Annotated in this window: 22 protein-coding genes; 9 read left to right on the top strand and 13 right to left on the bottom strand. The window is 68.4% G+C overall.

Annotated elements, in window-relative coordinates; all coding sequences use genetic code 11:
• The first annotated feature begins 34 nt into the window (after positions 1 to 34).
• The 3 genes from BKK80_RS10560 to BKK80_RS10550 all read left to right on the top strand — a co-directional run bounded on the left by BKK80_RS10560 (position 35) and on the right by BKK80_RS10550 (position 3,420).
• Entirely contained in the window at positions 35 to 2,359 is a 2,325-nt protein-coding gene (locus BKK80_RS10560) for a DUF6531 domain-containing protein (RefSeq protein ID WP_071069331.1), read from the top strand.
• Positions 2,360 to 2,371: 12 nt separating this feature from the next.
• Entirely contained in the window at positions 2,372 to 2,824 is a 453-nt protein-coding gene (locus BKK80_RS36355; protein WP_156811197.1) for a hypothetical protein, read from the top strand.
• A 143-nt stretch (positions 2,825 to 2,967) separates the two neighbouring features.
• Entirely contained in the window at positions 2,968 to 3,420 is a 453-nt protein-coding gene (locus tag BKK80_RS10550) for a hypothetical protein (protein WP_071069327.1), read from the top strand.
• A 6-nt stretch (positions 3,421 to 3,426) separates the two neighbouring features.
• Here BKK80_RS10550 and BKK80_RS10545 read toward each other — a convergent pair whose 3' ends face one another.
• On the bottom strand, positions 3,427 to 3,897 hold the full coding sequence (locus tag BKK80_RS10545; RefSeq protein WP_157903200.1) for a hypothetical protein: 471 nt from the start codon (positions 3,895 to 3,897) through the stop codon (positions 3,427 to 3,429).
• A gap of 475 nt (positions 3,898 to 4,372) precedes the next feature.
• On the opposite strand from BKK80_RS10545, the gene BKK80_RS10540 reads away from it, so the two are divergent.
• Positions 4,373 to 5,503: an asparaginase gene (locus BKK80_RS10540; RefSeq protein WP_071012554.1), complete on the top strand. Its 1,131-nt coding sequence runs from the start codon at positions 4,373 to 4,375 to the stop codon at positions 5,501 to 5,503.
• Positions 5,504 to 5,873: 370 nt separating this feature from the next.
• On the opposite strand, the gene BKK80_RS10535 is transcribed toward BKK80_RS10540, so the two are convergent.
• A complete protein-coding gene (locus BKK80_RS10535) occupies positions 5,874 to 6,329 on the bottom strand; it encodes a PaaI family thioesterase (protein WP_071012552.1) in 456 nt (151 codons plus the stop codon).
• A 217-nt stretch (positions 6,330 to 6,546) separates the two neighbouring features.
• On the opposite strand from BKK80_RS10535, the gene BKK80_RS10530 reads away from it, so the two are divergent.
• From BKK80_RS10530 to BKK80_RS10520, 3 genes are all read left to right on the top strand, one after another.
• Positions 6,547 to 6,801, top strand: a complete 255-nt coding sequence (locus BKK80_RS10530; protein WP_071012550.1) for a DUF1289 domain-containing protein — start codon at positions 6,547 to 6,549, stop codon at positions 6,799 to 6,801.
• A 301-nt stretch (positions 6,802 to 7,102) separates the two neighbouring features.
• Complete coding sequence (locus BKK80_RS10525; protein ID WP_071069323.1) at positions 7,103 to 8,137, top strand: helix-turn-helix transcriptional regulator; 1,035 nt, start codon at positions 7,103 to 7,105, stop codon at positions 8,135 to 8,137.
• A 132-nt stretch (positions 8,138 to 8,269) separates the two neighbouring features.
• Complete coding sequence (locus BKK80_RS10520; RefSeq protein ID WP_071069321.1) at positions 8,270 to 9,694, top strand: amidase; 1,425 nt, start codon at positions 8,270 to 8,272, stop codon at positions 9,692 to 9,694.
• Positions 9,695 to 9,784: 90 nt separating this feature from the next.
• On the opposite strand, the gene BKK80_RS10515 is transcribed toward BKK80_RS10520, so the two are convergent.
• Complete coding sequence (locus tag BKK80_RS10515; RefSeq protein WP_071037027.1) at positions 9,785 to 12,247, bottom strand: penicillin acylase family protein; 2,463 nt, start codon at positions 12,245 to 12,247, stop codon at positions 9,785 to 9,787.
• A 204-nt stretch (positions 12,248 to 12,451) separates the two neighbouring features.
• Positions 12,452 to 13,885 (bottom strand): aldehyde dehydrogenase family protein, encoded by a 1,434-nt coding sequence (locus BKK80_RS10510; protein ID WP_071012543.1) that lies wholly within the window; start codon positions 13,883 to 13,885, stop codon positions 12,452 to 12,454.
• Between the two features lie 252 nt (positions 13,886 to 14,137).
• Here BKK80_RS10510 and BKK80_RS10505 point away from each other — a divergent pair, with 252 nt between their 5' ends.
• A complete protein-coding gene (locus BKK80_RS10505; RefSeq protein WP_071012542.1) occupies positions 14,138 to 14,698 on the top strand; it encodes a hypothetical protein in 561 nt (186 codons plus the stop codon).
• 161 nt (positions 14,699 to 14,859) lie between these two features.
• Here BKK80_RS10505 and BKK80_RS10500 read toward each other — a convergent pair whose 3' ends face one another.
• From BKK80_RS10500 to BKK80_RS10465, 8 genes are all read right to left on the bottom strand, one after another.
• Positions 14,860 to 16,482, bottom strand: coding sequence for an ABC-F family ATPase (locus tag BKK80_RS10500; protein WP_071016300.1), 1,623 nt, complete (start codon positions 16,480 to 16,482; stop codon positions 14,860 to 14,862).
• 256 nt (positions 16,483 to 16,738) lie between these two features.
• The gene (ldcA, locus tag BKK80_RS10495; RefSeq protein WP_071069319.1) at positions 16,739 to 17,701 is read right to left on the bottom strand and encodes a muramoyltetrapeptide carboxypeptidase; all 963 of its coding nucleotides are present in this window, start codon (positions 17,699 to 17,701) and stop codon (positions 16,739 to 16,741) included.
• Positions 17,702 to 17,780: 79 nt separating this feature from the next.
• Positions 17,781 to 18,425, bottom strand: coding sequence for a tRNA adenosine(34) deaminase TadA (gene tadA, locus BKK80_RS10490; RefSeq protein ID WP_083384038.1), 645 nt, complete (start codon positions 18,423 to 18,425; stop codon positions 17,781 to 17,783).
• Between the two features lie 12 nt (positions 18,426 to 18,437).
• A complete protein-coding gene (locus tag BKK80_RS10485; RefSeq protein WP_071012539.1) occupies positions 18,438 to 18,914 on the bottom strand; it encodes a 6-pyruvoyl trahydropterin synthase family protein in 477 nt (158 codons plus the stop codon).
• A 66-nt stretch (positions 18,915 to 18,980) separates the two neighbouring features.
• The gene (gene queE / locus BKK80_RS10480) at positions 18,981 to 19,616 is read right to left on the bottom strand and encodes a 7-carboxy-7-deazaguanine synthase (protein ID WP_071012537.1); all 636 of its coding nucleotides are present in this window, start codon (positions 19,614 to 19,616) and stop codon (positions 18,981 to 18,983) included.
• 251 nt (positions 19,617 to 19,867) lie between these two features.
• Positions 19,868 to 20,374 (bottom strand): DUF1993 domain-containing protein, encoded by a 507-nt coding sequence (locus tag BKK80_RS10475; RefSeq protein WP_071012535.1) that lies wholly within the window; start codon positions 20,372 to 20,374, stop codon positions 19,868 to 19,870.
• 131 nt (positions 20,375 to 20,505) lie between these two features.
• A complete protein-coding gene (locus BKK80_RS10470) occupies positions 20,506 to 21,354 on the bottom strand; it encodes a D-amino acid aminotransferase (protein ID WP_071012534.1) in 849 nt (282 codons plus the stop codon).
• A 190-nt stretch (positions 21,355 to 21,544) separates the two neighbouring features.
• Positions 21,545 to 22,936 (bottom strand): MFS transporter, encoded by a 1,392-nt coding sequence (locus BKK80_RS10465; RefSeq protein ID WP_071012532.1) that lies wholly within the window; start codon positions 22,934 to 22,936, stop codon positions 21,545 to 21,547.
• Positions 22,937 to 23,173: 237 nt separating this feature from the next.
• Here BKK80_RS10465 and BKK80_RS10460 point away from each other — a divergent pair, with 237 nt between their 5' ends.
• The gene (locus BKK80_RS10460) at positions 23,174 to 23,578 is read left to right on the top strand and encodes a hypothetical protein (protein ID WP_071069317.1); all 405 of its coding nucleotides are present in this window, start codon (positions 23,174 to 23,176) and stop codon (positions 23,576 to 23,578) included.
• A 63-nt stretch (positions 23,579 to 23,641) separates the two neighbouring features.
• On the opposite strand, the gene BKK80_RS10455 is transcribed toward BKK80_RS10460, so the two are convergent.
• The gene (locus tag BKK80_RS10455) at positions 23,642 to 24,607 is read right to left on the bottom strand and encodes an SOS response-associated peptidase family protein (protein WP_071069314.1); all 966 of its coding nucleotides are present in this window, start codon (positions 24,605 to 24,607) and stop codon (positions 23,642 to 23,644) included.
• Positions 24,608 to 24,815 lie beyond the last annotated feature (208 nt).

Here is a 24,815-nt window from a genome sequence, read left to right as displayed (position 1 = left end):
TGACAGGCCAGTCAACCAGACAAGGGAGGTTCCGATGGGGTTTTCCTTCCCGCGCCTAGTTTCGGGGCGCAACGCACTGCTGCGCATCTTCGCCGTCCTCGCGCTTCTGATGGCCGTCACCGCTGCGCGTGCCGAGGACACCTGCTTTGCCCTCTATCCGCTCTCGGGCGCCATCCCGGGTTCGCGAAATTGTCCCCTGGACGTCGCCGGCAACACGCCGGTCGGGATGGGCAGCTACCATTGCCCGAACCGGCGGGAGCTCATCGACCAGTACTGCGGTGCGCCTGCGGCTGGCGACACGGAATCGAGCTGCCCCGTGGCCGACCCGGTCTATCCGGCCAGCGGGGTGGTCACGCTTACCGAAACAGACTTCACCAGCGGTAGCGACGTGCCGCTGCGGTTTACGCGCACCTTCCGCTCCGCGCCCTATGTCCGCCCGCAGAGCGGGTTCGGGCCGAACTGGATGCATCCGTGGCAGCGCCAGCTCGGGCTGTCAAGGGCAACGTCGAATCCCGCGCGAGTCCAAGCCTATCGGCCGGATGGCAAGCGCGCGACGTTCGAACAGGCCGGCGGCGCGTGGCGTACCAGCGGCGGGGAGCCGCTGACGCTCTCTCCGGCCGCGGGCGGAGGCGGCTGGTCACTGTACGACCGCATCAGCGGAGAGACCGAATCCTATACGGCCTCCGGCCGGCTTGAGTCGGTCACGGACGGCGCCGGGCGCACCACCACACTGCAGTACAGCAATACCTCGCCGGGCCTGTTGGTCGCCTTGACTGACGGGTTCGGCGTCACGCTGCAATTCACCTACGACGGCCAGAACCGGCTGGCACAGATGACCAGCCCTGGTGGCGCGGCCACGCGCTATGGCTATGACTCACGCGGCAATCTCGTCACGGTGACTTGGCCGGATGGCTATGTGCGGCGCTTCGAATATGGCGATGCCCGCTTCCCCTATGTGCTGACCGGCGTCATCGATGAGAGCGGCCTGCGCATCGCCAGCTATACGTACGACATGCAGGGCCGCGCCATCGCGGTCAGCCACCCGGACAGTGCTCGCAACGTCCAGTTCAGCTATGGCCATGGCACCACGACGCTGACCGACAGCCGCAGCAGCACGACGCTCCGCTTCAGCAAGATCGCCGGACAGCTGCGCCCGACCGGCAGCAGCGCAAGCAGCGGCGAAACCACCCGTACGGTGTACGACACGGCAGGCCGCATCACCAGCGAGACCGATGCCGGTGGCGCCCGCACTGACTACCAATACGATGCCCTCGGCCGTGTCATCACCCAGGTCTACACCAGCGCGACCGATGGAGCGCGGCGCACCAGCTTCCAGTACGCGCAGGCGGGCAGCGACCGTCCGGCGCTGATCGCCGCACCGGGCGCCTTGCGCGCCTATGCCTATGACGAGCAGGGTCGCCTGGGTGGCTTCAGCGACCTGGCGACGGATGATCCGACCGGGGCGAAGGGATTCGGCGCGCAGTCCACCGGGTCCAAGACGACGCTCGGATGGTCCTACGATGCCAACGGCCGCGTTTCATCCCAGCTAGACGCAGCTAACGACGCGTGGACCAAGTACTCCGTATTCCGGTACGACGAAGCAGGGAACCTGCGTCTACTGCATGAGCGCCAGCCTTCGGAATTCTGGCCCATCCGTGTCCTGTCCAGGGATGCGGCGCAGCGCATCACGCACCTGCTCAACGGCTTCGATGACGAAGTCCGCCTTGCCTACGATGCGCGTGGCCGCGTCAGCCAGTTCCAGTATTTCGGACTCGGCTACAAGCTGACGGTGGACTATGCGTTCGCACCGGATGGGCGCGTGGTGTCGCGTAAGGCGATGGTCTCCCTCAAGGGGGGGCCGCCGCAGCCCGTGTCGCGCGAGGCGCTGGATGGCTGGTTCTGGCAACCACTAGACGACCGGCATCCAGCCCGGGCGCCACCGCTCCTTCAACGGGACGGGCTGCAACGGGAGCGCCCGACGGAAGCCGGACTTGACCCGGTATGCCTCGAGTGCATGGTTCCAGGCCTGCGCCCGATCGTCGGCGCCGCCTGGGGCATCGCCGCAATGGCGGGCAGCAAGTGCAAGCCGGCGCCGAACAAGGGGTTCGAGGTCAATTGGGGGCGGAATGCCAATCAGATCAATCACACATACCGCCACCTTGATGCGAAAGGTATCCCCAGAGAACCGGTCAAGCGAGCGATCGAGAAAGACCTGGAGGAAAATGGACATCAGTTACCGATCGGCGGCGACGGGAAGACCTTCACGGTTTTAGTCGACGGCATTCCGATCGAGTATTCGTCGTATAGACCTTCAGCAGGTGAGATTCGTGTCGGATCGATACGACCACCGCGCCAATGAAGCTGACCTGATATGTCACAACCTAGACCTCTAGCTCCGCACGAATTTGCCTTACTGGACTTCCTGATCGAAGTCTGCGAGCCCTTATACGGAAAGCGAACGTTGCAATGGCGAGCACAGATCAAAACCTGCCGAGTACGTGAAATTGGAGATCCCTACTATCTTGCGGTCGTTCATGATGAAGCAACTGAGAAAAGCGGTTGCGACGCCATCACCCTCGGACGGGATCTGATTGCGGTGGATCAGGGCGTGCCAGTCCTCATCTATGCGACTCTGATGAAGACGCCAACCGACTACCTGATCGATGTCTTCGATATCGATCGAATGGACGGGCGCCCACTCACGGCCTATCCGAAGCCGGGCGATAGCCTGATGATCATGGAAGCGGGCAAGCGTGTCGGCGGGGCAGACTGGAGTCGCTTCTATCAGGACACTGTTCTCGCCCCACCCCGCAAGCTGCTTTGATTCAGACGTTGCCCGATTGACATGACAAGCCGTGGCAGACCACGCGGACGCACGCTCTTGCCGAGGAAGCCAGGGACCGCACCTCCGGAATCCCCGCGGGTCCGCGTCGGCTCTATCCGACTACCTCTGTCTCAGGAATCTGAATGGCACTTTCTCGCCCCCTGGCTCCCCACGAGCGCGCCCTGTTGGACTTCCTGATTGAAGTCTGCGAGCCCCTATACGGGAAGCGGACGCTGCAATGGCGAGCACCGATCAAAACCTGCCGAGTACGTGAAATTGGAGATTCCTACTATCTTGCGGTCGTTCATGATGAAGCAACTGAGAAAAGCGGCTGCGACGCCATCACGCTCGGACGGGATCTGATCGCCCTGGATCAGGGCATACCAGTCCTCATCTATGCGATCCTGATGAAGACGCCCACGGCCTACCTGATCGATATCTTTGATATCGATCGAATGGACGGGCGCCCACTCACTGCGTATCCGAAGCCTGGGAATACGCTCATGATCATGGAAGAGGGCAAGCGTGTTGGCGGGGCGGACTGGCGCCACGCTTATCCGGAGTACGATCGCCCTCCACCACGCAAGCTGATATGAAGGTGTTCAAGATTCGCCATCTCTGAAAGGACGGCCACGCAGCAAAGGTATGAGTTTTGGGAGATCCTTCCCGATGGCTCCCCCCGCGTATCCATCGAAAGCGTTCTCGAAGACTGGGAAGGATTTCGTCTGCTGCTGCGCAACCATGAGATCGACCGCATCCTGCGTCTTGCCTTCGCATCGCCCGCGGCCTATCAGCGACGTGACGAGAGCGATCTCGACGGCGAAGCCGCCCGGTCCACTGGACTCGGCCGCGGCTGCTTCTATCGCGTTCGACAATCTGAATATCTCGCTCGCTTCGCCGCGGATACCTGTCGGCAGTTCGACGGCTTGCAGCACTTCGCCGTCATCACCGAGACACTGTGTGTCGACGTGCTTGCTGTCGGCGAGCCGACGGTCGAGGCTCTTTGAGTCGCCGCAGGCGCCCACACGACTCTCTGGAATCAGACCTGCCGCCACCGCGAATCCTTCCACCACCTCCCTAGGCTCGACAGGACTGCTCGCTATTGGCCAGGAGTTGCGATAGATAGCCTTGGGCTCGGCTCGCTTTGACGAAGCCTCGCCCTGTCCTCATCGAAGCCCGTTGCCAGGTAAACCGGTGCGCGGTATCCCGCTGTGCGCCGCACAACAGCGGTTCGAGGCCGTCCGGCACGGCGAGGCGGAAGCAGGGATCGCTCATGGCGCGATGGGATCGAATGACGGGCCGCCGCCGACGCGACCGGCGCGCCGACAGTCGGCGCCGCGCCCACGGGCGCGACAATCCCCGCCGACATCTTTACGGGAAAACCCCGTGTTACCAAATGTCGACACATTTGCCCCTGCTCCCGTATAGTTCCGGCTCCGCGCGGACCGGCTCCTGTAAGACAGGCCGGAGTGCGGTTTGCCCAGACCGATAGTCGACGCGGACGGCCACCCACAAGGTGCCGCCGCGCATGCCTATACGAGGAGAATCATGAAGCGTTTTACCCGTTTCACCCGTCTCACCACCCTCAGCGCCCTGCTGCTGGCCGCCGGCCTGAACGCCGGCACCGCGCAGGCGCAACTGGCCCCGGCCGCTGCCACGACCGCGCCGGCCAGTGCGCAGAGCGAAGCCCGCAAGGCCAATATCGTCATCATCGGCACCGGCGGCACCATCGCCGGCGCCGGCGCCTCGGCCACCAATACCGCTGCCTACCAGTCGGCCGTGGTTCCGGTCGACAAGATCATCGCTTCGGTGCCGGAGATCAGCAAGGTCGCCAACGTGAAGGGCGAGCAGATCTTCCAGATCGGTTCGGAGAGCTTCAACAACGAGCGCCTGCTGAAGCTGGGCAAGCGCGTCTCCGAGCTGCTCAAGCAGCCGGACGTGGACGGTATCGTGATCACCCACGGCACCGACACCATCGAGGAGACCGCCTATTTCCTCAACCTGACGCTGAAGAGCGACAAGCCCGTGGTGGTGGTCGGCTCGATGCGCCCGGGCACGGCACTGGGCGCCGACGGCGCGCTCAACCTGTATGACGCGGTGCTGGTCGCTTCGAACCCGGATTCGCGCGGCAAGGGCACGCTGGTGGTGCTGAACGACGAGATCCATACCGGCCGCGACGTCACCAAGAGCAATACTTTCAAGACCGAGACCTTCCGCTCGCCGTTCGGCCCGCTGGGCTACGTGGTCGAGGGCCGCACCCTGTTCTTCCGCCTGCCGGCGCGTCCGCACACCATGCAGACCGAGTTCGACATCGACAAGCTGGACAAGCTGCCCGAAGTCGCCATCGTCTACGCCTACGGCAACGTGAACCCGGCCAGCGTCGACGCGGCCGTCAAGAACGGCGCCAAGGCCATCGTCTTCGCGGCCACCGGCAATGGCAGCGTGGGCGACTACATGGTCGAGCCGCTCAAGGCCGCGCGTGCCAAGGGCGTGCAGATCGTGCGCGCCTCGCGCACCGGCAGCGGCGTGGTGATCCGCAATGCCGAGCAGCCGGACGACAAGTACGACTGGATCGTCACCGACGACCAGCTGCCGCAGAAGGCCCGCATCCTGATGGCGCTGGCGCTGACCAAGACCAACGATCCGAAGGAACTGCAGAAGATCCTGTGGAAGTACTGATCGTAGCGGCCGCCCTCGCCTGCCTCGAGGGCGGCTGGCGGGCCTGAGGCCAGGCCCCGGCGCAGGCCGGACATGGCCGCGAACGCTTGCTGACTGATAGCCGTTCGCGGCCGACTGCCCCCATCCGGGACAGCCGGTGACGGCCACCGGCGCCATTCGCGCCCGGAGAGCGGCCGATGCCCGCTCTAACAGTGTCCCAACCTTCCCCAAGCTTCCCCAAAACCCGGCCTGATCCTGCCCTGCCTTGTCTGTGAGCCCCGGCGTAGCCGTTTCCGATGTGTTGAAAAAAGCCTGGCCGTTAATTGCTTAATATGCGAAATCGAGAGGCTCCGAGCGGTGGCCGCCGAGCGGAGGCCACGCGGGCGTCGGGTTAGAACAGCACGCTGCCCATCAGCGCCTTCGCCACCAGTTCGCCGTCGCTGCCGCCCGCATGGACCGTTATATCGGTGGCGACCTGCTTGCGGCCACGGCGCAGCACCCGCGCGATCGCCAGCAGGTCGGTGCCGCGCGCTGGCGCCAGGTACTGCAGCGCCAGCGAACTGGTCGCCCCGCCCTGCAGCGTCCCGGCATCGGCGCCGGAGCCGGCCGCGGCGGCGCCGCAGATGTCCACCAGCGTGGCGATCACGCCGCCGTGCACGGTATCGCCATGGGTGACGAGGTCGGCATGGAACGGCAGCAGCAGTTCCACGTGGTCGATTTCCAGCCGGTGCAGCCGCACGCCCAGGGCGCGCGCCACCGGCGAGCCCAGCAGGACGGTGTCGACCACGGAGCGGATGCGGTCGTCGACGGCTGGCGCGGCATCGATCGCGGCGGAATCGTGGGGCATGTGTGTCTCCAGGTTGGCTTGGCGGATGGCTACAGCCTAGGCCTGCCCCGAACTGCTCTCAATTACCCGCGAAGTCATCCCGCCGGACGGCGCGGACCGGTGCCCCTGGCCGCGCCTGGCTCGGGCTTGTCCTGCCCTGCGCGAGGCGGCCCCTGACGCCGGGGCACGTATAATGTGCCCCCGATCCACTCCGGCACCCGCCCTCCCCGTCTTCCGCATGCCGTCCGACTCACAAGATCTCCAGCCGCTTTCCCCCGTCGCTCCGCACGCCGCGGGTGACGAGCAGTTGTTCGACCGGCCGGACAGTCCGTGCATCGGCATCTGCTCGACCCTGTTCGACGAGATCTGCCAGGGCTGCGGACGGACCGCCGCCGAGGTCAGCAACTGGGTCTTCCTGAGCGACGGGGAAAAGCAGGTGGTGTGGGAGCGCATCACGCGTGAGGGCACCGCACGGCGCTTCCGCCCGCGCTGAGCCGGCTCCGTCGCCGCGCCCCCCTGCGCGCGGCGGCCCGGCCGGCGCCCAGCTGCGCGCTGGCACCGTCATCGTGCCGAAAACGGTATGCGCCACCGCCGGATGCGGCAGAATCCTGCCAGTGGGAAACGGCATAGACGCCGCCCGGTGGTGCCACCGGCGTCGACGCCGGCCGGCATGCGGGAGCGCCGTTCCGGCAGGGCCCGCGGCGCGCACCGCTTGTTGAACGCCCGCCGTTCCGTGCCAGCCGCCCACGCACCATGACCAAGCGGCACCGAGCGAGTGCCTGCCGGAGACCACGATGATCCAGCACCCTGCCGGCCCGGCCGTTGGTGAAACCTCGCGCGAGCTGCGGCTTGCCGCGAGTGTCAGCCGCCTGCTGCTGCCGCTCTACCGCCTGGCCCTGCACGAGCCGATCGGTGCCTTCGAACGGCAGGTGCTGGGCTTGTTGCGCGAGTTCATCGATTTCGACAGCGCCTGGCTGGGCTGTTCGACCCTCACGCCGGGCGGGCCGTCGCTGCACAGCAGCCAGACGCTGGACACCGCGCCGGACTTCGTGGCCGAGTGGGAGCAATGCAAGGCCGACGACCCGCTGGTCGCGCTCGCCGCAGGGCCTGGCGGGCATGCCGGACATGCCGGCCACGCGGTCGCGCTGTGCGTGCGCCACGCGCCCCTGCCGGCGCCGATGCGGATCCTGTGCGCGCGCCAACGCATCCGCCACGTGCTGTGCGGCGCGCAGGTCGCGCTGCCGGCGCGCCGCGCCACGCATCTGTCGCTCTACCGCGCGCCGGGCCGCCGGCCCTACGCCGAACGCGATGTGCGCCTGGTGGCTTGCGTGATCGGCCACCTGGACGCCGCGCTCGACCACAATCGCCAATGCCGCCTGCGTGCCATGCGCGCCGTGCACGATACGGCCGCGGTGCCACAGGCGGCAGCGCTGGCGGATGCCTGGGGCCGCATCCTGCATGCGGATGCCAGCTTCCTCGCGCAATTGCAGCAGGCGTGGCCGGGGTGGCACGGGGCCGCCCTGCCAGAGCCGCTGCGGCTGCGGTTGCAGCCGGGCACCGGCGGCCACCTGGCCAACGCGCGCATCCGGCTCAGCTGGGAGCCGGAAGGCGACCTGCTGCTGATGCGCGCCAGTCCACCGGCGCCCGGCGACCTGCTGGCACCGCGCGAGCTGGCGGTGGCGCGCCTGTTCGGCAGCGGGCTGTCGCACAAGGAAGTCGCGCGCCGGCTCGGCATCGCGCCGACCACGGTCAGGCACCACCTGCGCCAGGCCTACGCCAAGCTGGAGGTATCGGACAAGGGCGCCCTCGCCTCGCGCCTGCTGGGCTGACCGCCGCCGCTGCGCCGGCCGGGCCGGCCCTCCCTCCTCCAATTGAACGGTAGGCGCCCTCGCGCCGCGCTGCTTCAATGCCTGCGGCGGCCGCACCGGCCCGCTCACGACAACGACTGGAGGCGACACCCAATGCAAATCAGCGACTACGCAAGCCTGGACGCGACCGCGCTCGCGCAGCAGATCCGTGCCGGACATGTGTCCGCAAGCGAAGTCATGGAAGCGGCGCGGGCCGCGGCCCGGCAGCTCAATCCAGCGCTCAACGCCCTGATCGACATCTTCCCCGCCGCGCTGGAACATGCGAGCGAGGGCCCCTTCGCCGGCGTCCCCTTCCTGCTCAAGGACCTGGTGCTGCATGCGCGCGGCATTCCCTGCGACAGCGGTTCGCGCATGACGGGCGGGGGCATCGTCCCGGCCACCGATTCCGAGCTGATGGCGCGCTTCCGCCGCGCCGGCTTCGCTGCCTTCGCCCGCACCGCCACGCCGGAGTTCGGCTTCAATGCCACCACCGAATGCCGCTTGCACGGCCCCACCCGCAATCCTTGGGAACCCGGGCACAGCGCGGGCGGCTCCAGCGGTGGCGCGGCCGCCGCCGTGGCCGCCGGCATCGTCCCGGTGGCGCACGCCAATGACGGTGGCGGCTCGATCCGCATCCCGGCGGCCGCCTGCGGGCTGGTCGGTCTCAAACCCTCGCGCGGGCGCACGCCCGCCGGGCCCGACTACGGCCTGCCCCTGCTGGGCCTGGGCATCGAGTTCGTGCTGACGCGCACCGTGCGCGACTGCGCCGCGGTCCTCGATGCCGTGAGCGGACCTGACAGCGGCGCGCCGTTCCGCATCGAAGCACCGGCGCTGCCCTACGCGGACGCCATTGCCGCCCCGTTGCGGCGCCTGCGCGTCGCCGTCTCGACGCGCTTCCCGGGCAGCGCCGAAACCCACCCCGATTGCATTGCCGCCACGCTGCAAGCGGCGCGTACCCTGGAATCGATGGGCCACCACGTGGAGTTCGCCAGCCCGGAGTACTGTGCGGAATCACTGGCCAGCGCCAACCGGACGGCCTGGACGTCGTTCCTGGCCGCCGCGGCGCTAGGCACCGGCCAGGCCATCGGCCGGCCCTACGACGGCAGCGGCGTGGAAGCCTGCACGCGCGCCTGCATCGAGCACGGCCTGGCACTGAAGGCGCTCGACCTGGAACTGGCCCTGGCCGGCATGAACGCCGTTTCTCGCGCGCTCGGCGGCTTCTTCGAGCGCTACGACCTGCTGGTCACCCCCGTCACGCGCGTGCCGACCGTGCCGCTCGGCTACCTGGACCAGGACGATGCCACGCTCGATGCGCGCGGCTGGTGTGACAAGGTGTTCGACTACTGCCCCTTCACGCCCTTGTTCAATGTCACCGGCACGCCGGCGCTGTCGCTGCCGCTCGGCATGTCGGGCGGGCTGCCGCTCGGCGTGCAGTTTGCCGCGCCGATGTGCGATGAAGCCACGCTGCTGCAGGTGGCGGCCGCGCTGGAACAGGCGATGCCTTGGCGCGAGCGCCGTCCGCGCCTGTATGCCGCCTGAGCGCCGCCTGAGCGCTGCGCGAGCGCAGCCTGGGGCCGCCTGGGCGCCAGGCAATCGGCGCCAGGCAGGCCGCGGCGCGCACGCGCCAGGTCAGCGGCGCGCCTCCGGCTTGAGGATCAAGGTATCGAAGGCCGTGCTGCCGCGCTTGAACTGGCCGGGGTCCAGCGAGATGTACTGCACCGCTGCCCACTTGTCGGTCCAGTCGCGATAGTGCCGCGACAGCACATTGCCCGACTGGCCGGTCGAATCGATGAAACGCGCCGCGCCCAGGTCGGACAGGTCGTAGATGGCGCGCAGGCTCGCCGCGTGCACGCTCTCGAAGGGCGCAGCCTCGTTGCGCAGGCTGTGGCGGCCGACATTGACCGTATAGGTGTCGCCGCCGGTCGGCACCTTGATATCGAACAGGTCGGCCAGGTAGGGCACCTTGCCGAACGGCCGGTGTTCGGCGCGCGCCGTATGCGCGATGCCCCATTGCCAGCGCTCCGGCTTGTCGCCGTAGCGCCGGTCCAGATCGTCGATCGCGCGCTGCCAGGCGGTCGAGATCGCGTCGTCGCAGCTCTGCCTCTCGGGACTGGCGACGGCATCGCACCAGAACGCGCCCAGGCCTTCCGGATCGCGCAGGATATTGAGCGTGGCCTGCTGCACGTTGCGTTGCTCCCACAGGCGGCGGAACAGGGCCTGGCCTACCTTGTCCTCGAACAGCACGCGCGACAGCTCGCGCATCCAGGCCGTCGCCACCAGCGGCTCGGCACGGTCCGCCTGCATGTCGCCATCCCATTTGCGCAGCGCGTCCAGCAGCGCGCGTTCGCGCGGCACGCGCCAGGCATCGGTGGCCGCGCGCGAGGCCAGCAGCAGCGGCAGCGCATCGCGCACCGCCAGCGAGACCTGGTCCTTCTGGATCGCCGCGAAGCTGTCAGGCGTATGCCGCGCGGTGGCATCGAGCAGCGTGCGGATGCGCTGGGCGCGGTAGGGCACGGTCCATTCGCTGGTGATGAAGTACGGATAGTCCGGCTCGACGATCTTCTGGTTGGCGGTGACGATCACGCCCTCGGGCGGGTTGTAGCGCCGCGGCAGCTTGTCGAAGGGGATGAAGCCGACCCAGTCATAGCGCGGGTCCCATCCCGGTGCCGGCGCCAGCCCATGCAGGTCGTTGTCGGGCCGGCGGATCGGCACCCGTCCCGGCGCGATGAAGCCGATATTGCCGTCCACGTCGGCATAGACGATGTTCTGCTGCGGCGAGTGGAAGTCGCGCAGCGCATTGACGAAGCCGTTCCAGTCGCTGGCGGTATTGATGGCAAGGCCGGCCTGCAGCGTGCGGTCGTCCGGGCGCAGCGCGGTCCACTGCATGGCCACCACGAACTGAGCGCCCAGCGGCGCCGCGGCCGTGGCCAGCGGCTCGGCCACGTCGGAGATCACCGGGCCGTGGCGCGACGTGCGCACGGTCAGCACGACATCCGCCGCGCCCTTCACGTGGATCACTTCCTGCCGCTTGTCGAACTCGGCCCAGCCGGTCGGAGTCTGGTAGCGGCCCGGGTCCCCCGGCTGGACGTGTTCGATATAAAGGTCCTGCACGTCCGGCGCGGTATTGGTGAAGCCCCAGGCAATGCGCTGGTTGTGGCCCAGCACCACCACCGGGGCCCCGGGCAGCGTGGCCCCGCTGACGTCGAGGCCGGGCGCGCGCAGCTGGGCCAGGTACCACAGGGCGGGCGCCTGCAGGCCGAGATGCGGGTCATTGGCCAGCAGCGGCTTGCCCGAACGCGTGTGGGCGCCGGACACCACCCAGTTGTTCGATCCCATCCCCTCCACGAAGCCGGCCGGCGCGCGCGCGACCACCGACGCCATGGCGCTCTGCAGCGGCGCCAGGCGGCGGTACAGCGCACCGTAGTCGAGCGTGCGCAGCGGCGCCTCGCCGGGATAGGGGGCCAGCAGTTCATTGATGCGCGAGACCGGCAAGGCCTGCGACAGCCCCATGCGCAGGACTTCCTGCGTCCAGTTGGCGCCCAGGTCCCAGGCCATCATGGTCTGCCAGCCCAGGCTGTCGGCGGGCTCCCAGTGCTCCGGGCGGGTGCGCAGGATCAGGAACTCGGGCGGCAGCGGCCCTTTGCCGTGGTCGATGAACGCATTGACGCCATCGGCATAGGCCTGCAGCGCGGCGCGGGTGGGCGCGGAACTCTGCGCCAGGATGGCTTCCGCGTTGCGGCGCACGCCCAGCGTGCGCAGGAAGCGGTCCGTATCCAGCGCCGACGGGCCCAGCACCTCGGCCAGCCGGCCGGCCACGATGCGTTTGCTCATCTGCATCTGCCACAGGCGGTCCTGCGCATGGGCGTAGCCCAGCCCGAAGTAGGCATCGAGGGAATCGGCGGCCTCGATATGGGGCACGCCATGGCGATCGCGCACGATGCTGACGGTGTCGCGCAGGCCGGGCAGGCGCAGCGTGCCCGCCACCTGCGGCTGCGAGGCCTGCCGGTACCAGACATAGGCGCACAGCGCCCCGACCAGGCCCAGCACCACCATCGCCAGCATCAGCCAGCCCAGCCGTCTCCACCAGCGCATCGATCGCCCTCCCCTTGCGGACCTGTTCGATGTCCTGAATCACAAGTTCGTTGACGAATTGCAGAATCGGGACACTATTTCTCGTCCGCGCATTATCGCCCAGGCCCGGTCCAGGAAAAATGCCCGGACAAGCCGGGCATCGGAGCGGGAGGGGCACGGCGGACGCGCCGCCGGGGCGGCACACCCGCGTCCCCGGGGCGGGACTCAGGCCGCCGGCTTCTTGAATTGCAGCGACTTGTACTCGAGGAACTCCTCCAGGCCATACTTGCCGGCCTCGCGGCCGTTGCCCGACTGCTTGTAGCCGCCGAACGGCGCCGACATATTGAAGGGGCCGCCGTTGATGTCGACCTGGCCGGTACGGATGCGGCGCGCCACGCGCACGGCGCGCGCTTCGTCACCCGACCACACGCCGCCGCCCAGGCCGTAGATGCTGTCGTTGGCGATGCGCACGGCCTCTTCCTCGGTGTCGTAGCAGATGATCGACAGCACCGGTCCGAAGATTTCCTCCTGTGCCACGGTCGCGCGCGGATCGACGTTGCCCAGGACCGTCGGCTTGACGTAGAAGCCCTTGTCCAGGCCCGCCGGCGCATCCGGACCGCCGGTCACCAGTTCGGCACCTTCGTTGACGCCGCGGCGGATGTAGCCGGTCACGCGCTCGCGCTGCGTGGCGGAGATCAGCGGTCCGAGCTTGGTGCTTTCCTGCAGCGGATCCCCCACGGTGAAGGCTTCGGCCACCTGCTTGGCGATGGTCTTGGCCTCTTCGTAGCGGGCGCGCGGCACCAGCATGCGGGTGTGGGCCGAACAGGTCTGGCCGGAGTTCAGGAAGCAGGCGCTGACGCTGCCCTTGACCGCGGCCGCCAGGTCGGCATCGTCCAGGATCACCGAGGCCGACTTGCCACCCAGCTCCAGCGCGACCCGCTTGACCGTCTGCGAGGCCAGTTCCGACACGCGCTTGCCGGCGCGGGTGGAACCGGTGAAGGACACCATGTCGACTTCCGGGTGGCTGGCCAGCACCTCGCCGACCACCGGACCGAAGCCGGTCACCAGGTTGAACACGCCCGGCGGCAGGCCGGCGGCCTCGATCACCTCGGCCAGCACGAAGGCGTTGAGCGGCGCCACCTCGGACGGCTTCAGCACCACCGTGCAGCCCGCCGCCAGCGCCGGTGCGACCTTCAGCGTGATCTGGTTGAGCGGGTAGTTCCACGGCGTGATCGCCGCCACCACACCGACCGGCTCGCGCACCACCAGGGAATTGCCGACCTCCTCCTCGAAGTGGAAGTTCTCTAGCAGCTTGGCCGCCTGGCCCCAGTTGTAGACCGGGCCGCCGACCTGGATCGCGCGCGCCATCTTGATCGGCATGCCCACCTCGCCGGCGATCAGCTGCGCCAGTTCCTCGCTGCGGGCCTTCAGGCCCTCGGCAATCTTGCGGATGTACTCGGCGCGCACCGCCGCCGGCGTGGCGGCCCAGCCATCGAACGCGGCACGGGCCGCCAGGATGGCGTCCTCGGCATCACGGGTGCTGCCTTCGGGAATCCGGCCCATCACCGCCTCGGTGGCGGAATGGATGACATCGATGTGGCCCGCGCCGTGCGGGGCCACCCATTTACCATTGATGAAGAGTTTGTCTCGTTGTTGCATGGCCACAGTTCTCAGGTAAGTGAATCGGCGATCGCAATCTTTGTTACTTTTATGGAGCACCTCATTGTAGAGCGGAAAGCCGTTCGGATTTTCCGGCGCGCCAGCCCCATAAGATAATCAAAAAGCACTCCGACGTGCGCAGGCAGCCGGTTATCGAACAACAGAATTCCGCCCCCGGATGGCACGGCAAGCCCGGGCTTGCCCGCACCGCCCGGCGAGGCCGCCAGACTCAACGCCGAAGGAGACGCCGGCATGGATGATCCGGTCTACCTCAAGACCGCCGCGGGGCACGACGAGATCCGTACCAGGGAGCGCCGGCTGGAGCACAGGCTGCGCGCGCTGCTGCTGCTGGTCAACGGCCAGCGGCCGCGCAGCGAACTGCTGGCACAGCTGGGCAGCCTCGGCATCGATGCCGGCGCCCTCGCCGCGCTGCTCGAAGCCGGCCTGATCGCGCCCGCCGCGCCGGACCCCGCCCCGGACCCTGCCCCTGACATCCCGCCCGCGAACCCGCCGGTCCCCGGAGTCGCCGCGGCCAGGCCCGCGGCGCATGCCGGCAGCGAACCGGCCGCCGCCGACGGCTATCGCCGCCTCTACCGCTTCTACACCGAGACCATCGGCCAGCAACTGGGCCTGCGCGGCTATCTGCTGCAGGTCAAGGTGGAGAAGGCGGCCAACCTGCAGGAACTGGCCGCCCTGCGCGAGCCGTTCCACGTCGCGCTGGAGAAGGCGCGCGGCGCGCCGGCCGCGCTGGCACTGATGGCGGAGCTGGACCGCCTGCTGGCCGTCGGCGTGGCGCCGCCATCCGGCGGCTAGCGCCGGCCCCTCGGCAAGGCAGCGCAGGCCGCGCTGCCACGGACGGGGTGGCGGGCGTGTCCGCGATTGTAGCGAAGCCATGAAAAAAGGGCCGCCCGAGGCGACCCTTCTTCTTGCGGCGGCGATCCGCCGGACCAGCGGCAGATCGTGCGGCCCCGCGCTCAGCCGTTGATACCCTGCGACTCCAGGTACTCGTCATACGTACCCAGGTAGTCGGTCAGCGTGCCGTCGGTGCGCACTTCGATCACGCGCGTGGCCAGGCCGCTGACGAATTCGCGGTCGTGCGAGACGAAGATCAGCGTGCCCTGGAACTTGTCCAGCGCGATCTGCATCGACTCGATCGATTCCATGTCCATGTGGTTGGTCGGCTCGTCCAGCGCCAGCACATTGTGGCGGCCCAGCATCAGCTTGCCCCAGATCATGCGGCCCTTCTCGCCACCGGACAGCACCTTGACCGACTTCTTGATGTCGTCGGCCGAGAACAGCAGGCGGCCGAGCGTGCCGCGCAGCGAGGTTTCGTCGTCGCCGGCCTGCGTCCACTGGCTCATCCAGTCCATCACGTCGCGGTCCTCGGGGAATTCCTCGTAGGTGTCCTGCGGCATGTAGCCCACATTGGCGTTCTCGGCCCACTTGACCGCGCCACGATCGACTTCGACGCCACGCTGCACACCGGTCTGGACGGCGCCGTTCAGCAGGCTGCGCAGCAGCGTGGTCTTGCCCGCGCCGTTTTCGCCGATGATGGCCACGCGCTCGCCGGCCTGGATCGCCATCGACAGGTTGTCGATGATCTTGCGATCGTAGGACTTGGTGATGCCTTCCACCTCCACTGCCAGGTTGTGCAGCTTCTTCTCGAACTCGAAGCGGATGAAGGGGTTCTGGCGCGACGACGGCTTGATGTCCTCGACCTTGATCTTCTCGATCTGCTTGGCACGCGAGGTCGCCTGGCGCGCCTTGGACTTGTTGGCCGAGAAGCGGCGCACGAAGTCCTGCAGTTCGCTGATGCGCTCCTTGGCGCGCGCGTTGGCGGCCATCTGGCGCTCGCGGGCCTGCATCGACGCTTCCATGTAGTCGTCGTAGTTGCCCGGGTAGACCTTGAGCGTGCCGTAGTCCATGTCGGCCATGTGGGTGCAGACCGAGTTCAGGAAGTGGCGATCGTGGGAGATGATGATCATGGTGGAGTTGCGCTCGTTGAGCACGGTCTCCAGCCAGCGGATCGTGTTGATATCCAGGTTGTTGGTCGGTTCGTCGAGCAGCAGCACGTCCGGGTTCGAGAACAGGGCCTGTGCCAGCAGCACGCGCAGCTTCCAGCCCGGCGCGACCCCGCTCATCTTGCCCTGGTGCTGCTCGGTCGGGATGCCGACGCCCAGCAGCAGCTCGCCCGCACGCGCTTCGGCCGTGTAGCCGTCATACTCGGCATACTTGGCTTCCAGCTCGGCGGCCTTCATGTAGTCTTCGTCGGTGGCTTCCGGATTGGCGTAGATGGCGTCGCGCTCCTGCGCGGCGGCCCACATCTCGGTATGGCCCATCATCACCACGTCCAGTACGCGCATGTCTTCATAGGCGAACTGGTCCTGGCGCAGCTTGCCCAGGCGCACGCCCGGCTCGAGCATGACGTTGCCCGAGCTGGGTTCGAGGTCGCCGCCCAGGATCTTCATGAAGGTGGACTTGCCGCAACCGTTCGCGCCGATCAGGCCGTATCGGTTGCCTTCGCCGAACTTGACCGAGATATTCTCGAACAGCGGCTTGGGGCCGAACTGCATGGTGATGTTTGCGGTAGAGAGCACGTCTGGAACCTTGTAGGGAGAGATGGCGCGCGGCGCCTGGTTTGCCTGGCCTGCCGGAATGGGCGGTGCGCGCGTCGCACCGCCGGCGGCCACGCCGATCGGACGGCCGGTTCAGCAACCTGGCGCGCCGGATAGCGGCATATGAAGAACAACCTGTAATTCTACCATTGCCGGACGCGGGACGCAGGTGTCCGGCGGCCAATGGCGAGCAGTGGCGGGCGGCGGCGGGAACCGGAACGCTGCCCGTGCCGAGCGCTCAGGCCCGCGGCGCCAGGGTCGGATAGTCCGACAGCGACAGGGTGAAGCCCTCGGCACCCGCCTCCAGCGTCGCCTGCCCGCCGACCGGCAGGGTCAGCTTGCGCGCGCAGTGACCGAAGGGCAATCCGGTCAGTACCGGCAGCGCCAGCTGCTCACGCAGGTAGGACACCACGGCGGGCATGTCGTAGCCGTTATCGTAGTCGGTCACGCGATAGTTGGAGAAGTCGCCCAGCAGCACGGCCCGCTGGGCCCCCAGCACGCCGGCCTGCATCAGCTGGATCAGCATGCGCTCGACGCGGTAAGGCGGTTCGTTCACATCCTCCAGGAACAGGATGCCGCCTTGCACCGCCGGCATGTAGGGCGTGCCGAGCAGGCTGCACAGCATGGCGAGGTTGCCGCCCCACAGCATGCCCGACACGCTGCCGGTGAAGGCCTGGCCCTGGGGCTGATGCTGGGGCGCGGCCACCTCGATGCGATAGGCCGGGTCGTGCAGCACGCCCTCGAAGTGGCGCCACATGAAGGGGTCGACCTGCTCGCCGCCGAAATCGGCCAGCAGCATCGGGCCGGCGAAGGTCACGCCGCCGGTGCGGGCCAGGTAGGCCAGCTGGAATGCGGTGAAGTCGCTGTGGCCGACGATGGGCGTGCCGCTGGCGCCCGCCTGCGCGGCGATGCGGGTGAAATCGACGCGGTCGAGCAGACGCGCGATGCCGTAGCCGCCGCGCACCGCCAGCGTCAGTTCACCGGCGGCGCCGGTGCCGATCGCGTGCAGGTCTGCCAGACGCTCCTCGTCGGTGCCGCCGAAACGCAGGTAGCGGCGCGCCAGGATATCGGGATTGCCGACATGGTAGCCGTGCGCCTTGAGCCAGGCGCAGCCGCGCGCGGCGATGGCCACGTCGTGCGGATATCCCGAGGAGGCGATCAGTCTGACTTCAGTATGCGGCGTGATGTCGGGCATGCTCATGCGTCGGTAGCGTCGGTAGCGTCGGTGGTGTCGTTGGGGATGCGTGGGACGTGGCCGCGTGCGCGCGAGGGCTCAGGGCTCAGGGCTCAGGCGGCGCCTCGGCAGCATCCGGCGCAGCGCAATGTGCACACGGCTGCGGCACGGACCCGCCGCCGGCTTCCGGCGCGCCCTGCCCCGCGGCCGCCTGGGCGGCCTTCTGCGCCGCTTTCTGCGCAGCCTTCTGGGCACGCCGGCGCGCCCCGAAGAAGTCCTTCAGCATGCCGCCGCACTCCTCGGCCAGCACGCCTCCGGTCACAGTGGTCTGGTGGTTCAGCAGCGCCTGCTCGAACAGGTTGACCACGCTGCCGGCCGCGCCGGTCTTGGGATCGCTGGCGCCGAACACCACGTGGCGCAGGCGCGCGTGCAGGATGGCGCCGCTGCACATGGCGCAGGGCTCGAGCGTGACATAAAGCTCGCACTCGGGCAGCCGATAGTTGTCGAGCACCTTGGCGGCTGCACGCAGCGCCTGCATCTCGGCGTGCGCGGAGGGATCGACCGAACGGATCGGCAGGTTGTGGCCGCGCGCGATGATGGTGTCGTTCCACACCACCACGGCGCCCACCGGCACCTCGCCGGCCGCTTCGGCCAGGCGCGCTTCTTCCAGCGCGGCACGCATATAGTGGCGGTCGCGCTCGGCATCGGCTTGCGGCCCTTGCGGGCTGCTGCTCAGGGCCGCCTCATCCATGACCGGGCCGCCTCAGTCCTGCGCCGGCAGGCTGATCGCCGCGGTCACCTCGGCCCAGCAGTTCGGCGTCTCGAACAGGACCAGGCGCGTCAGCTGCAGGTGATGGCCGAAGCAGTCCTTGAACACCGGGGCGAGCATGTCGAAGGCGATCTGGGCCAGGTTCTCCACGGTCGGGATGGCGTCCAGCACCACGGTCTTGTGGCCTTCCATCGACTGCAGGAAATTCAGCAGGGCCGTGTCGCCGCGGTAGATCAGGAAGGCGTGGTCCCATTGAGACACCAGATGCTCGTTGGCCAGCGTCTTGATGTCGCCGAAATCCAGGATCATGCCGTCGTCCGACGCGCCTTCACGATGCAGGACCTCGCCCGACAGCGTGAGGTCGAGGCGATAGCGGTGCCCGTGGATGTTGCGGCATTGCCCGCAGTGGTTGGGAATGCGGTGGCCGGAATCGAATTCCAGCCGGCGGGTGATCGAGACTTGCTTGTTCATGGGTTCCTGGGACTTGGCCGCGACCCGGTCGCGGCGCGGCCCGCGCCAGCGATCCAGGGGCGGCGCTCAGCGGATGCCGAGCAGCTTATGCGTTTGCAGCGACAGGCGCCAGCGCGGATGCCGCTGGCAGAACGCCACCGCGGCGGCCGTATTCTCTCTCGCCAGCGGGCCGTCCATCGGCTGCACCAGATAATGCTGGAAATCCAGCCGCTCGTATGCCGCGAAATCCTGGCCGTCCTGGGGGATCACCACCTTGAGTTCGTGGCCGCGCGTGACGACCAGTTCCGAACCCATCTTGGGGCTGACGCAAACCCAGTCGATACCGTCCGGCACGGCGATGGTGCCATTGGTCTCGATGGCGATCTCGAAGCCCTGCGCATGCAGCGCGGCGATCAGCGGCGCGTCCAGCTGCAGCAGCGGCTCGCCGCCGGTGCAGACGACCAGCGGCCGCCCGCCTTTGCCCTGCGGCCATTCGGAGGCGACGGCCGCGGCCAGCGCTGCGGCATCGCGGTACTTGCCGCCGAGCGTGCCGTCGGTGCCGACGAAATCGGTGTCGCAGAACTGGCAGACGGCGCTGCCGCGGTCCTCTTCACGGCCGCTCCAGAGATTGCAGCCCGCGAAACGGCAGAACACCGCCGCGCGGCCCGCATTGGCGCCTTCGCCCTGCAGCGTATAGAAGATTTCCTTGACAGCGTAGGTCATGCTTAGCGGCCCGCAGGGCCGTCACGTGTTGTCGGCGACCGGCGCCAGGGCGGCGGTCCTCGGTGATCGTCGGAGAATGGCAGCGCGGCACGCCAGGGCCTTGCCGTGGGGCGTTTCCTCGGCATGCGCCGGTCGCCTCCGATCGCTGCGAAGGCAGAGAGTATACCAGAGGGGCCGGTAAGGCGCCTGTGCCGGCGGGGCTTCGCCGGCACAGGCGCCGCGTACGCCACGCGCGGTTGATGCCGCCCAGACTACTGCAGCCCGAGATAATCGCGCTTGCCGAGCGGCACGCCCCGGTGGCGCAGGATGTCGTAGGCCGTGGTCAGGTGGAAATAGAAGTTCGGCAGCGCGAACTCCAGCAGATAGGCCTTGCCGCTGAAACGCACCGGCTCGGGGCGCAGCTTCAGTTCGATGATGCGCTCCTCGCTGCCCTCCAGCTGCATCGGCGTCACGCTTTCGAGGAAGGCGACCGTCTTGTCGATGCGCGCGTGCAGATCGTGCAGGCTCGCTTCGTTGTCGGCAAAGGCCGGCGCCTCGATGCCCGCCAGCCGCGCGGCGCATCCCTTGGCGGTATCGCTGGCACGCTGCACCTGCCCGACCAGCGGATACATATCGACGTAGAGCCGGGCCTGCAGCAGTTCCGCGGGATTGAATCCGGTCGATTCCGCATGCGCCACGCCCTTGTCGAGCACGGCGCGCAGGTTGCGGAAGCCGCGCAGGAAGGCCGGGATGGAAACGTCGTACATCGGCAGAGACATGGCTGATCCTCCTCTTGCCTGTCGTGGCCGGCGCCTCCCTGCCGGGAAGGATGCCGGGACGGCCAGCGGCCGCCCCCGAAGCATAGACCCTGGCGCGCCGGTGCGTCAGGCCGTGCGGGCGGGAGCGCGGCTCAGGCCGCCTTGGCTGCCTGGTAGCCAGCGTAAAGGCGGGCGAATACCGGGCCGGGCACGCCCGCCCCGACCGTCTTGCCATCGATGGAGACCACCGGCAGGATCTCCTTGCTCGCCGATGACAGCAGCACCTCGTCCGCAGCAAAGACTTCCTCGCGCGCGATGCGCCGGGACACCAGGGGAATGTCCGCCGCCGCGCACAGCTCCTCGATCAGGCCATAGCGGATGCCCTCCAGGATCAGCGCATCCTTGGGCGGCGCGCTGACCGTGCCATCCTTGACGATCCAGACGTTGGACGAGGAAGCCTCGGTCAGCCAGCCGTCGCGGAACTGGATCGCCTCGGTGACTTCCTGCTCGGCGGCATACTGCGCCGCCAGCACATTGCCCAGCAGCGAGGTCGACTTGATGTGGCAGTGCAGCCAGCGCCGGTCTTCCATCGTCACGCAGGCCACGCCGCGTTCACGCGCCTGGGCCGGCGGCAGCGCCATCGGACTGCTCATGATGAACACGGTGGGCTCGGCCTCGCGCGGAAAGGCATGGGTGCGCTTGGCCACGCCGCGCGTCACCTGCAGGTAGATCATCTGGTCGGCGCGCGCGCCGTTGGCCTCGGCCACCCGTCCGATCAGCGCCATCCAGCCGGCCTCGTCATGCGGATTGCGCATGCCGATCGCCTCCAGGCTGCGCGCCAGCCGCGCCAGGTGCTGCGCGGCACGGAACGGCTTGCCGCCGTAAAGGGGAATGACTTCGTAGATGCCATCGCCGAAGATGAAGCCGCGGTCGAGGACGGAGATACGGGCTTCGGACAACGGCGTGAATTCGCCGTTCAGGTAAACGGTAGCGTCTTGCATGGTGGCTGGGGCTGCGCTCGGGAGCGGAAACGTGGGGTGGCGGTGCCGCCCCAAAAAAAAGAGGATGGCGCCGCGGCCTCAGCCGCTTGTGCCATCCTCGTCATTCTTTCACAGCCTGGCGCGCGGCCTCATGCAAATTCGGCATGAAGCCGCTTGCCCGGCGGCCCTCGCCGCCGCCCGGGATCGGCGATCAGTGCCCGGAAACCATGCCCGCCCCCGCCGGTGCATCGCCGTCCTCGTCCGCCCGCGGCCGGCCGGCCTCGCCCAGGTGCTTGACGACCAGCGCCACCGCGGCCACCAGCGCGGGCACCGCCAGCAAGGTGAAGATGGCGTCGAAGCTCAGGTGGCGGCGCATCAGCTCGGCGCCCAGCAACGCGCCGGCGATGCCGCCGAAGCGGCCGATGCCCAGCATCCAGGCCACCCCGGTGGCGCGCCCCCGGGTCGGGTAGAAGCCCGCGGCCAGCGAGGGCATCGACGACTGCGCACCGTTCATCGCCGTGCCGGCGAGGAAGATCAGCACGCCCAGCAGCAGCAGCGGGCCGCCGCTGCCCCGCCCCACGGCATAGACCAGCACGCCGGTCAGCGCATAGGTGAAGGCGATCACCTTGTTGGGATTCATGCGGTCCATCAGCCAGCCGGCCAGGATGGTGCCGACGCCGCCGCCGAGCGGGAACAGTGCGGTCAGGAAGGCGGCGCGCTCGATGCTGAAGCCGGCGTCCTTCATCAGCGTGGGCATCCAGCTGGTCAGCAGGTAGAAGATCACCAGGCCCATGAAGTAGGTCAGCCACAGCATGGCCGAGCCCAGGCGGTAGCGTCGCGACAGCACCGTGCCGATGGCCGAGCCCGCGCGCGGCGCCGCCTCGTCCAGCGTGAAGCGCAGCGCCGGGTCGATGACCGAGCCGGTCAGGCGGGCCAGCACCCGGCGGATCCGCCCGGCCGGCTGGCCGCGCATCACCATATAGCGCACCGACTCCGGCAGCAGCAGCACCAGCAGCACCGCCAGCACCAGCGGCACCACGCCGCCGAGCACGAGCACGCTGTGCCAGCCGTAGTGCGGGATCATCCAGCCGGCCACGAAGCCACCGGCGGCGGAGCCCAGCGGGAACCCGCAGAACATGGTGTTGACCAGCACCGCGCGGCGCCGCGCCGGGGCGAACTCGGACATCAGCGTGACCGCGTTGGGCATGGCCGCGCCCAGGCCCAGGCCGGTCAGGAAACGCATCACCGTCAGCGATTCGAGCGAGCCGGCGAAGGCGGTGGCCAGGCTCCAGGCGCCGAAGAAGAACACCGACAGCACCAGCACCGCCTTGCGGCCGACCCGGTCGGCCAGCGGCCCGGCAAAGATAGCGCCGCCAGCGAGGCCGAACAGCGCCGCGCTCATGACCGGGCCGAGCGTGGCCTTGTCGATGCCCCAGTCCTGCACCAGCGCGGGAGCGATATAGCCGATCGCCGCGGTATCGAAGCCGTCGATCGCCACGATCAGGAAGCACAGCAGCAGGATCAGCCACTGGTAAGCGGAAAAACGCTGGCCGTCGATAAAGGCCTGGACGTCGACGACGCGGGTTGCTGCGGGATCTTGCATGCTGTCTCCTGCCGGTTTGCGCCGAGGCCGGATCATCCTGCTGCCGGCCCGATTGTTCGCCATAAGAACTCACGTTCTCCTAAGGAACAGATAATAAGGAGGTGACAAGGTGCTCGACATCGGCGTAAACCCGGCCGGCCTCCGGCCGCGCCGGCCGGGCGAAGGCGGCGCCGCCTGGTTTATGATTGCCGGCAGCGCCACGCATCCCGCGCCGGACGCGCCCGCCCCCTCCACGACATGAACGCCCCACCGTTCCCGATCCGCACCGGCTGCCCGCCCGGCGCCTGCATCTGCGGCCGCGATGCGCTGCTGGAGGATCCGCGGGCCGACCTGCGCATCCTGCGGCTGACACGGGAAGAGGAAAAGCGGCTGATCGCCCGCCTCGAAAGCCTGGCCAGCCTGGAAGACCTGCGGCGCATGGAACAGCGCATGTTCGAACAACTGGGCATCGTGCTGACCGTCACGCCCAGTGCCAACGAGGTGCGCACCACGCGCGGCATCGCCATCCAGGTGGCGGAGCAGCCGGGCCTGTGCCGCAAGACACGGCAGGCCATCCCGGCCGCGATCCGGCGCAGCATGGAAACCCGGCCCGAGATCGCCTATGCGCTGCTGAACGCGCGCGACCTGCTGTCCGGCACCTGACGACCGCTTTCGGTGGTTCCAGGATTCAGCGCTTCAGGGCCAGCGCTTCGGGCCGCCAGGCCGCTAGGCCGCGAGCCGATGGGCGAAATGCAGCGGCGCGCGGTCGTCGAGGATGGCCTGCTGCGCGGCCAGGTCGTGGGGATCCGGCTGGAGCCAGGCGTCGAGATGCCCGGGACGCAGGGGAATGATGCAACGGTCGTGGCCGGCGGCCGCGACCTCGGGCGGCGGCTCGTCGGTGATGGCCGCGAACGAGTAGAGCCCGGGCCCGCCGCCCTCGCCCGGGCTGTATGACCACAGGCAGGCCAGCAGCATGTCGGCCGGCGGCTGCGGACTGAACTCCAGCACCACATTCTCCTCGGCCTCCCCCGCAGGCAGCGGCCGGTGCTCCAGCTTGTGGCGCGCCACGTTCTCGAAGAAGGCCGTCACCACCAGCACGCCGTGCTGGTGGCCGAACAGCTTGCGCCAGGCATGCCCCAGGTTGTCGCGCCGGGCATTGTAGGTACCGGGCCGCCTGCGCTCGTCCGCTTCGCTCCAGCCCGGCAGCCGGCACTGGTAGCGCATCGGCACCAGTACGCGGCCCCCGTCCTGCCAGATGATCAGCGGCGCATAGTGGCCGGGAAAGATGCGGGCGTCGCGCTGCATCAGGTGGCTGCGCTGCAGGTCCGCCAGGTTGCGCTGGGCGCGTGCGATCTTGTCGGTGGCGATGCGCTGCTCATCCTCCGCCTTGCGGCTGGCGCGCACAGCCAGCGCGCGCTCGGCCTCCGCCAGCCGCGCCTTCTGACGGAACAGCTCGGCCTCGAGGATACGGGCCTGCTCCCCGTCGGCGGCGGCGGCGAGTTCTGCCAGCTCCCGTTCAGCCGGCGTGCGTGCCTCGGCGAAATCGGCGCGCATCGCCTTGGGGATGCGCAGCCAGCCGCCATCGCGGCGCTTTTCCCAGAACAGTTCGACATAGCGCCGCAGGCTCACCTGCACGCCGTACTCCCTCTCGTAGCGGCGGTGTTCGGATCGGATCATGGCGGAATAGCACATCGCGGCCCCTCGGCGTGGCTGGCTCGGCTGCCCGGTGGCGCCAGCTCCAGCAGGCAGGCGCCCGGCCCTGCTTCCACCATAGGCGCTGGCACGCCACCCTGCCGCGGCCTCGCGCTGCCGGGTGCGGCCGGGTGCGGCCGGCATCAGCCATCGGGATGTCAGCCGTCGGGAGGATGGTGGCCCGCCGGCACCCGCCGTAGCATGGGTA

This window comes from Cupriavidus malaysiensis, from assembly GCF_001854325.1.
GTDB lineage: Bacteria > Pseudomonadota > Gammaproteobacteria > Burkholderiales > Burkholderiaceae > Cupriavidus > Cupriavidus malaysiensis.
Note: the sequence above shows the minus strand (reverse complement) of the source record. Positions and strands in the feature narration are given on the sequence as shown.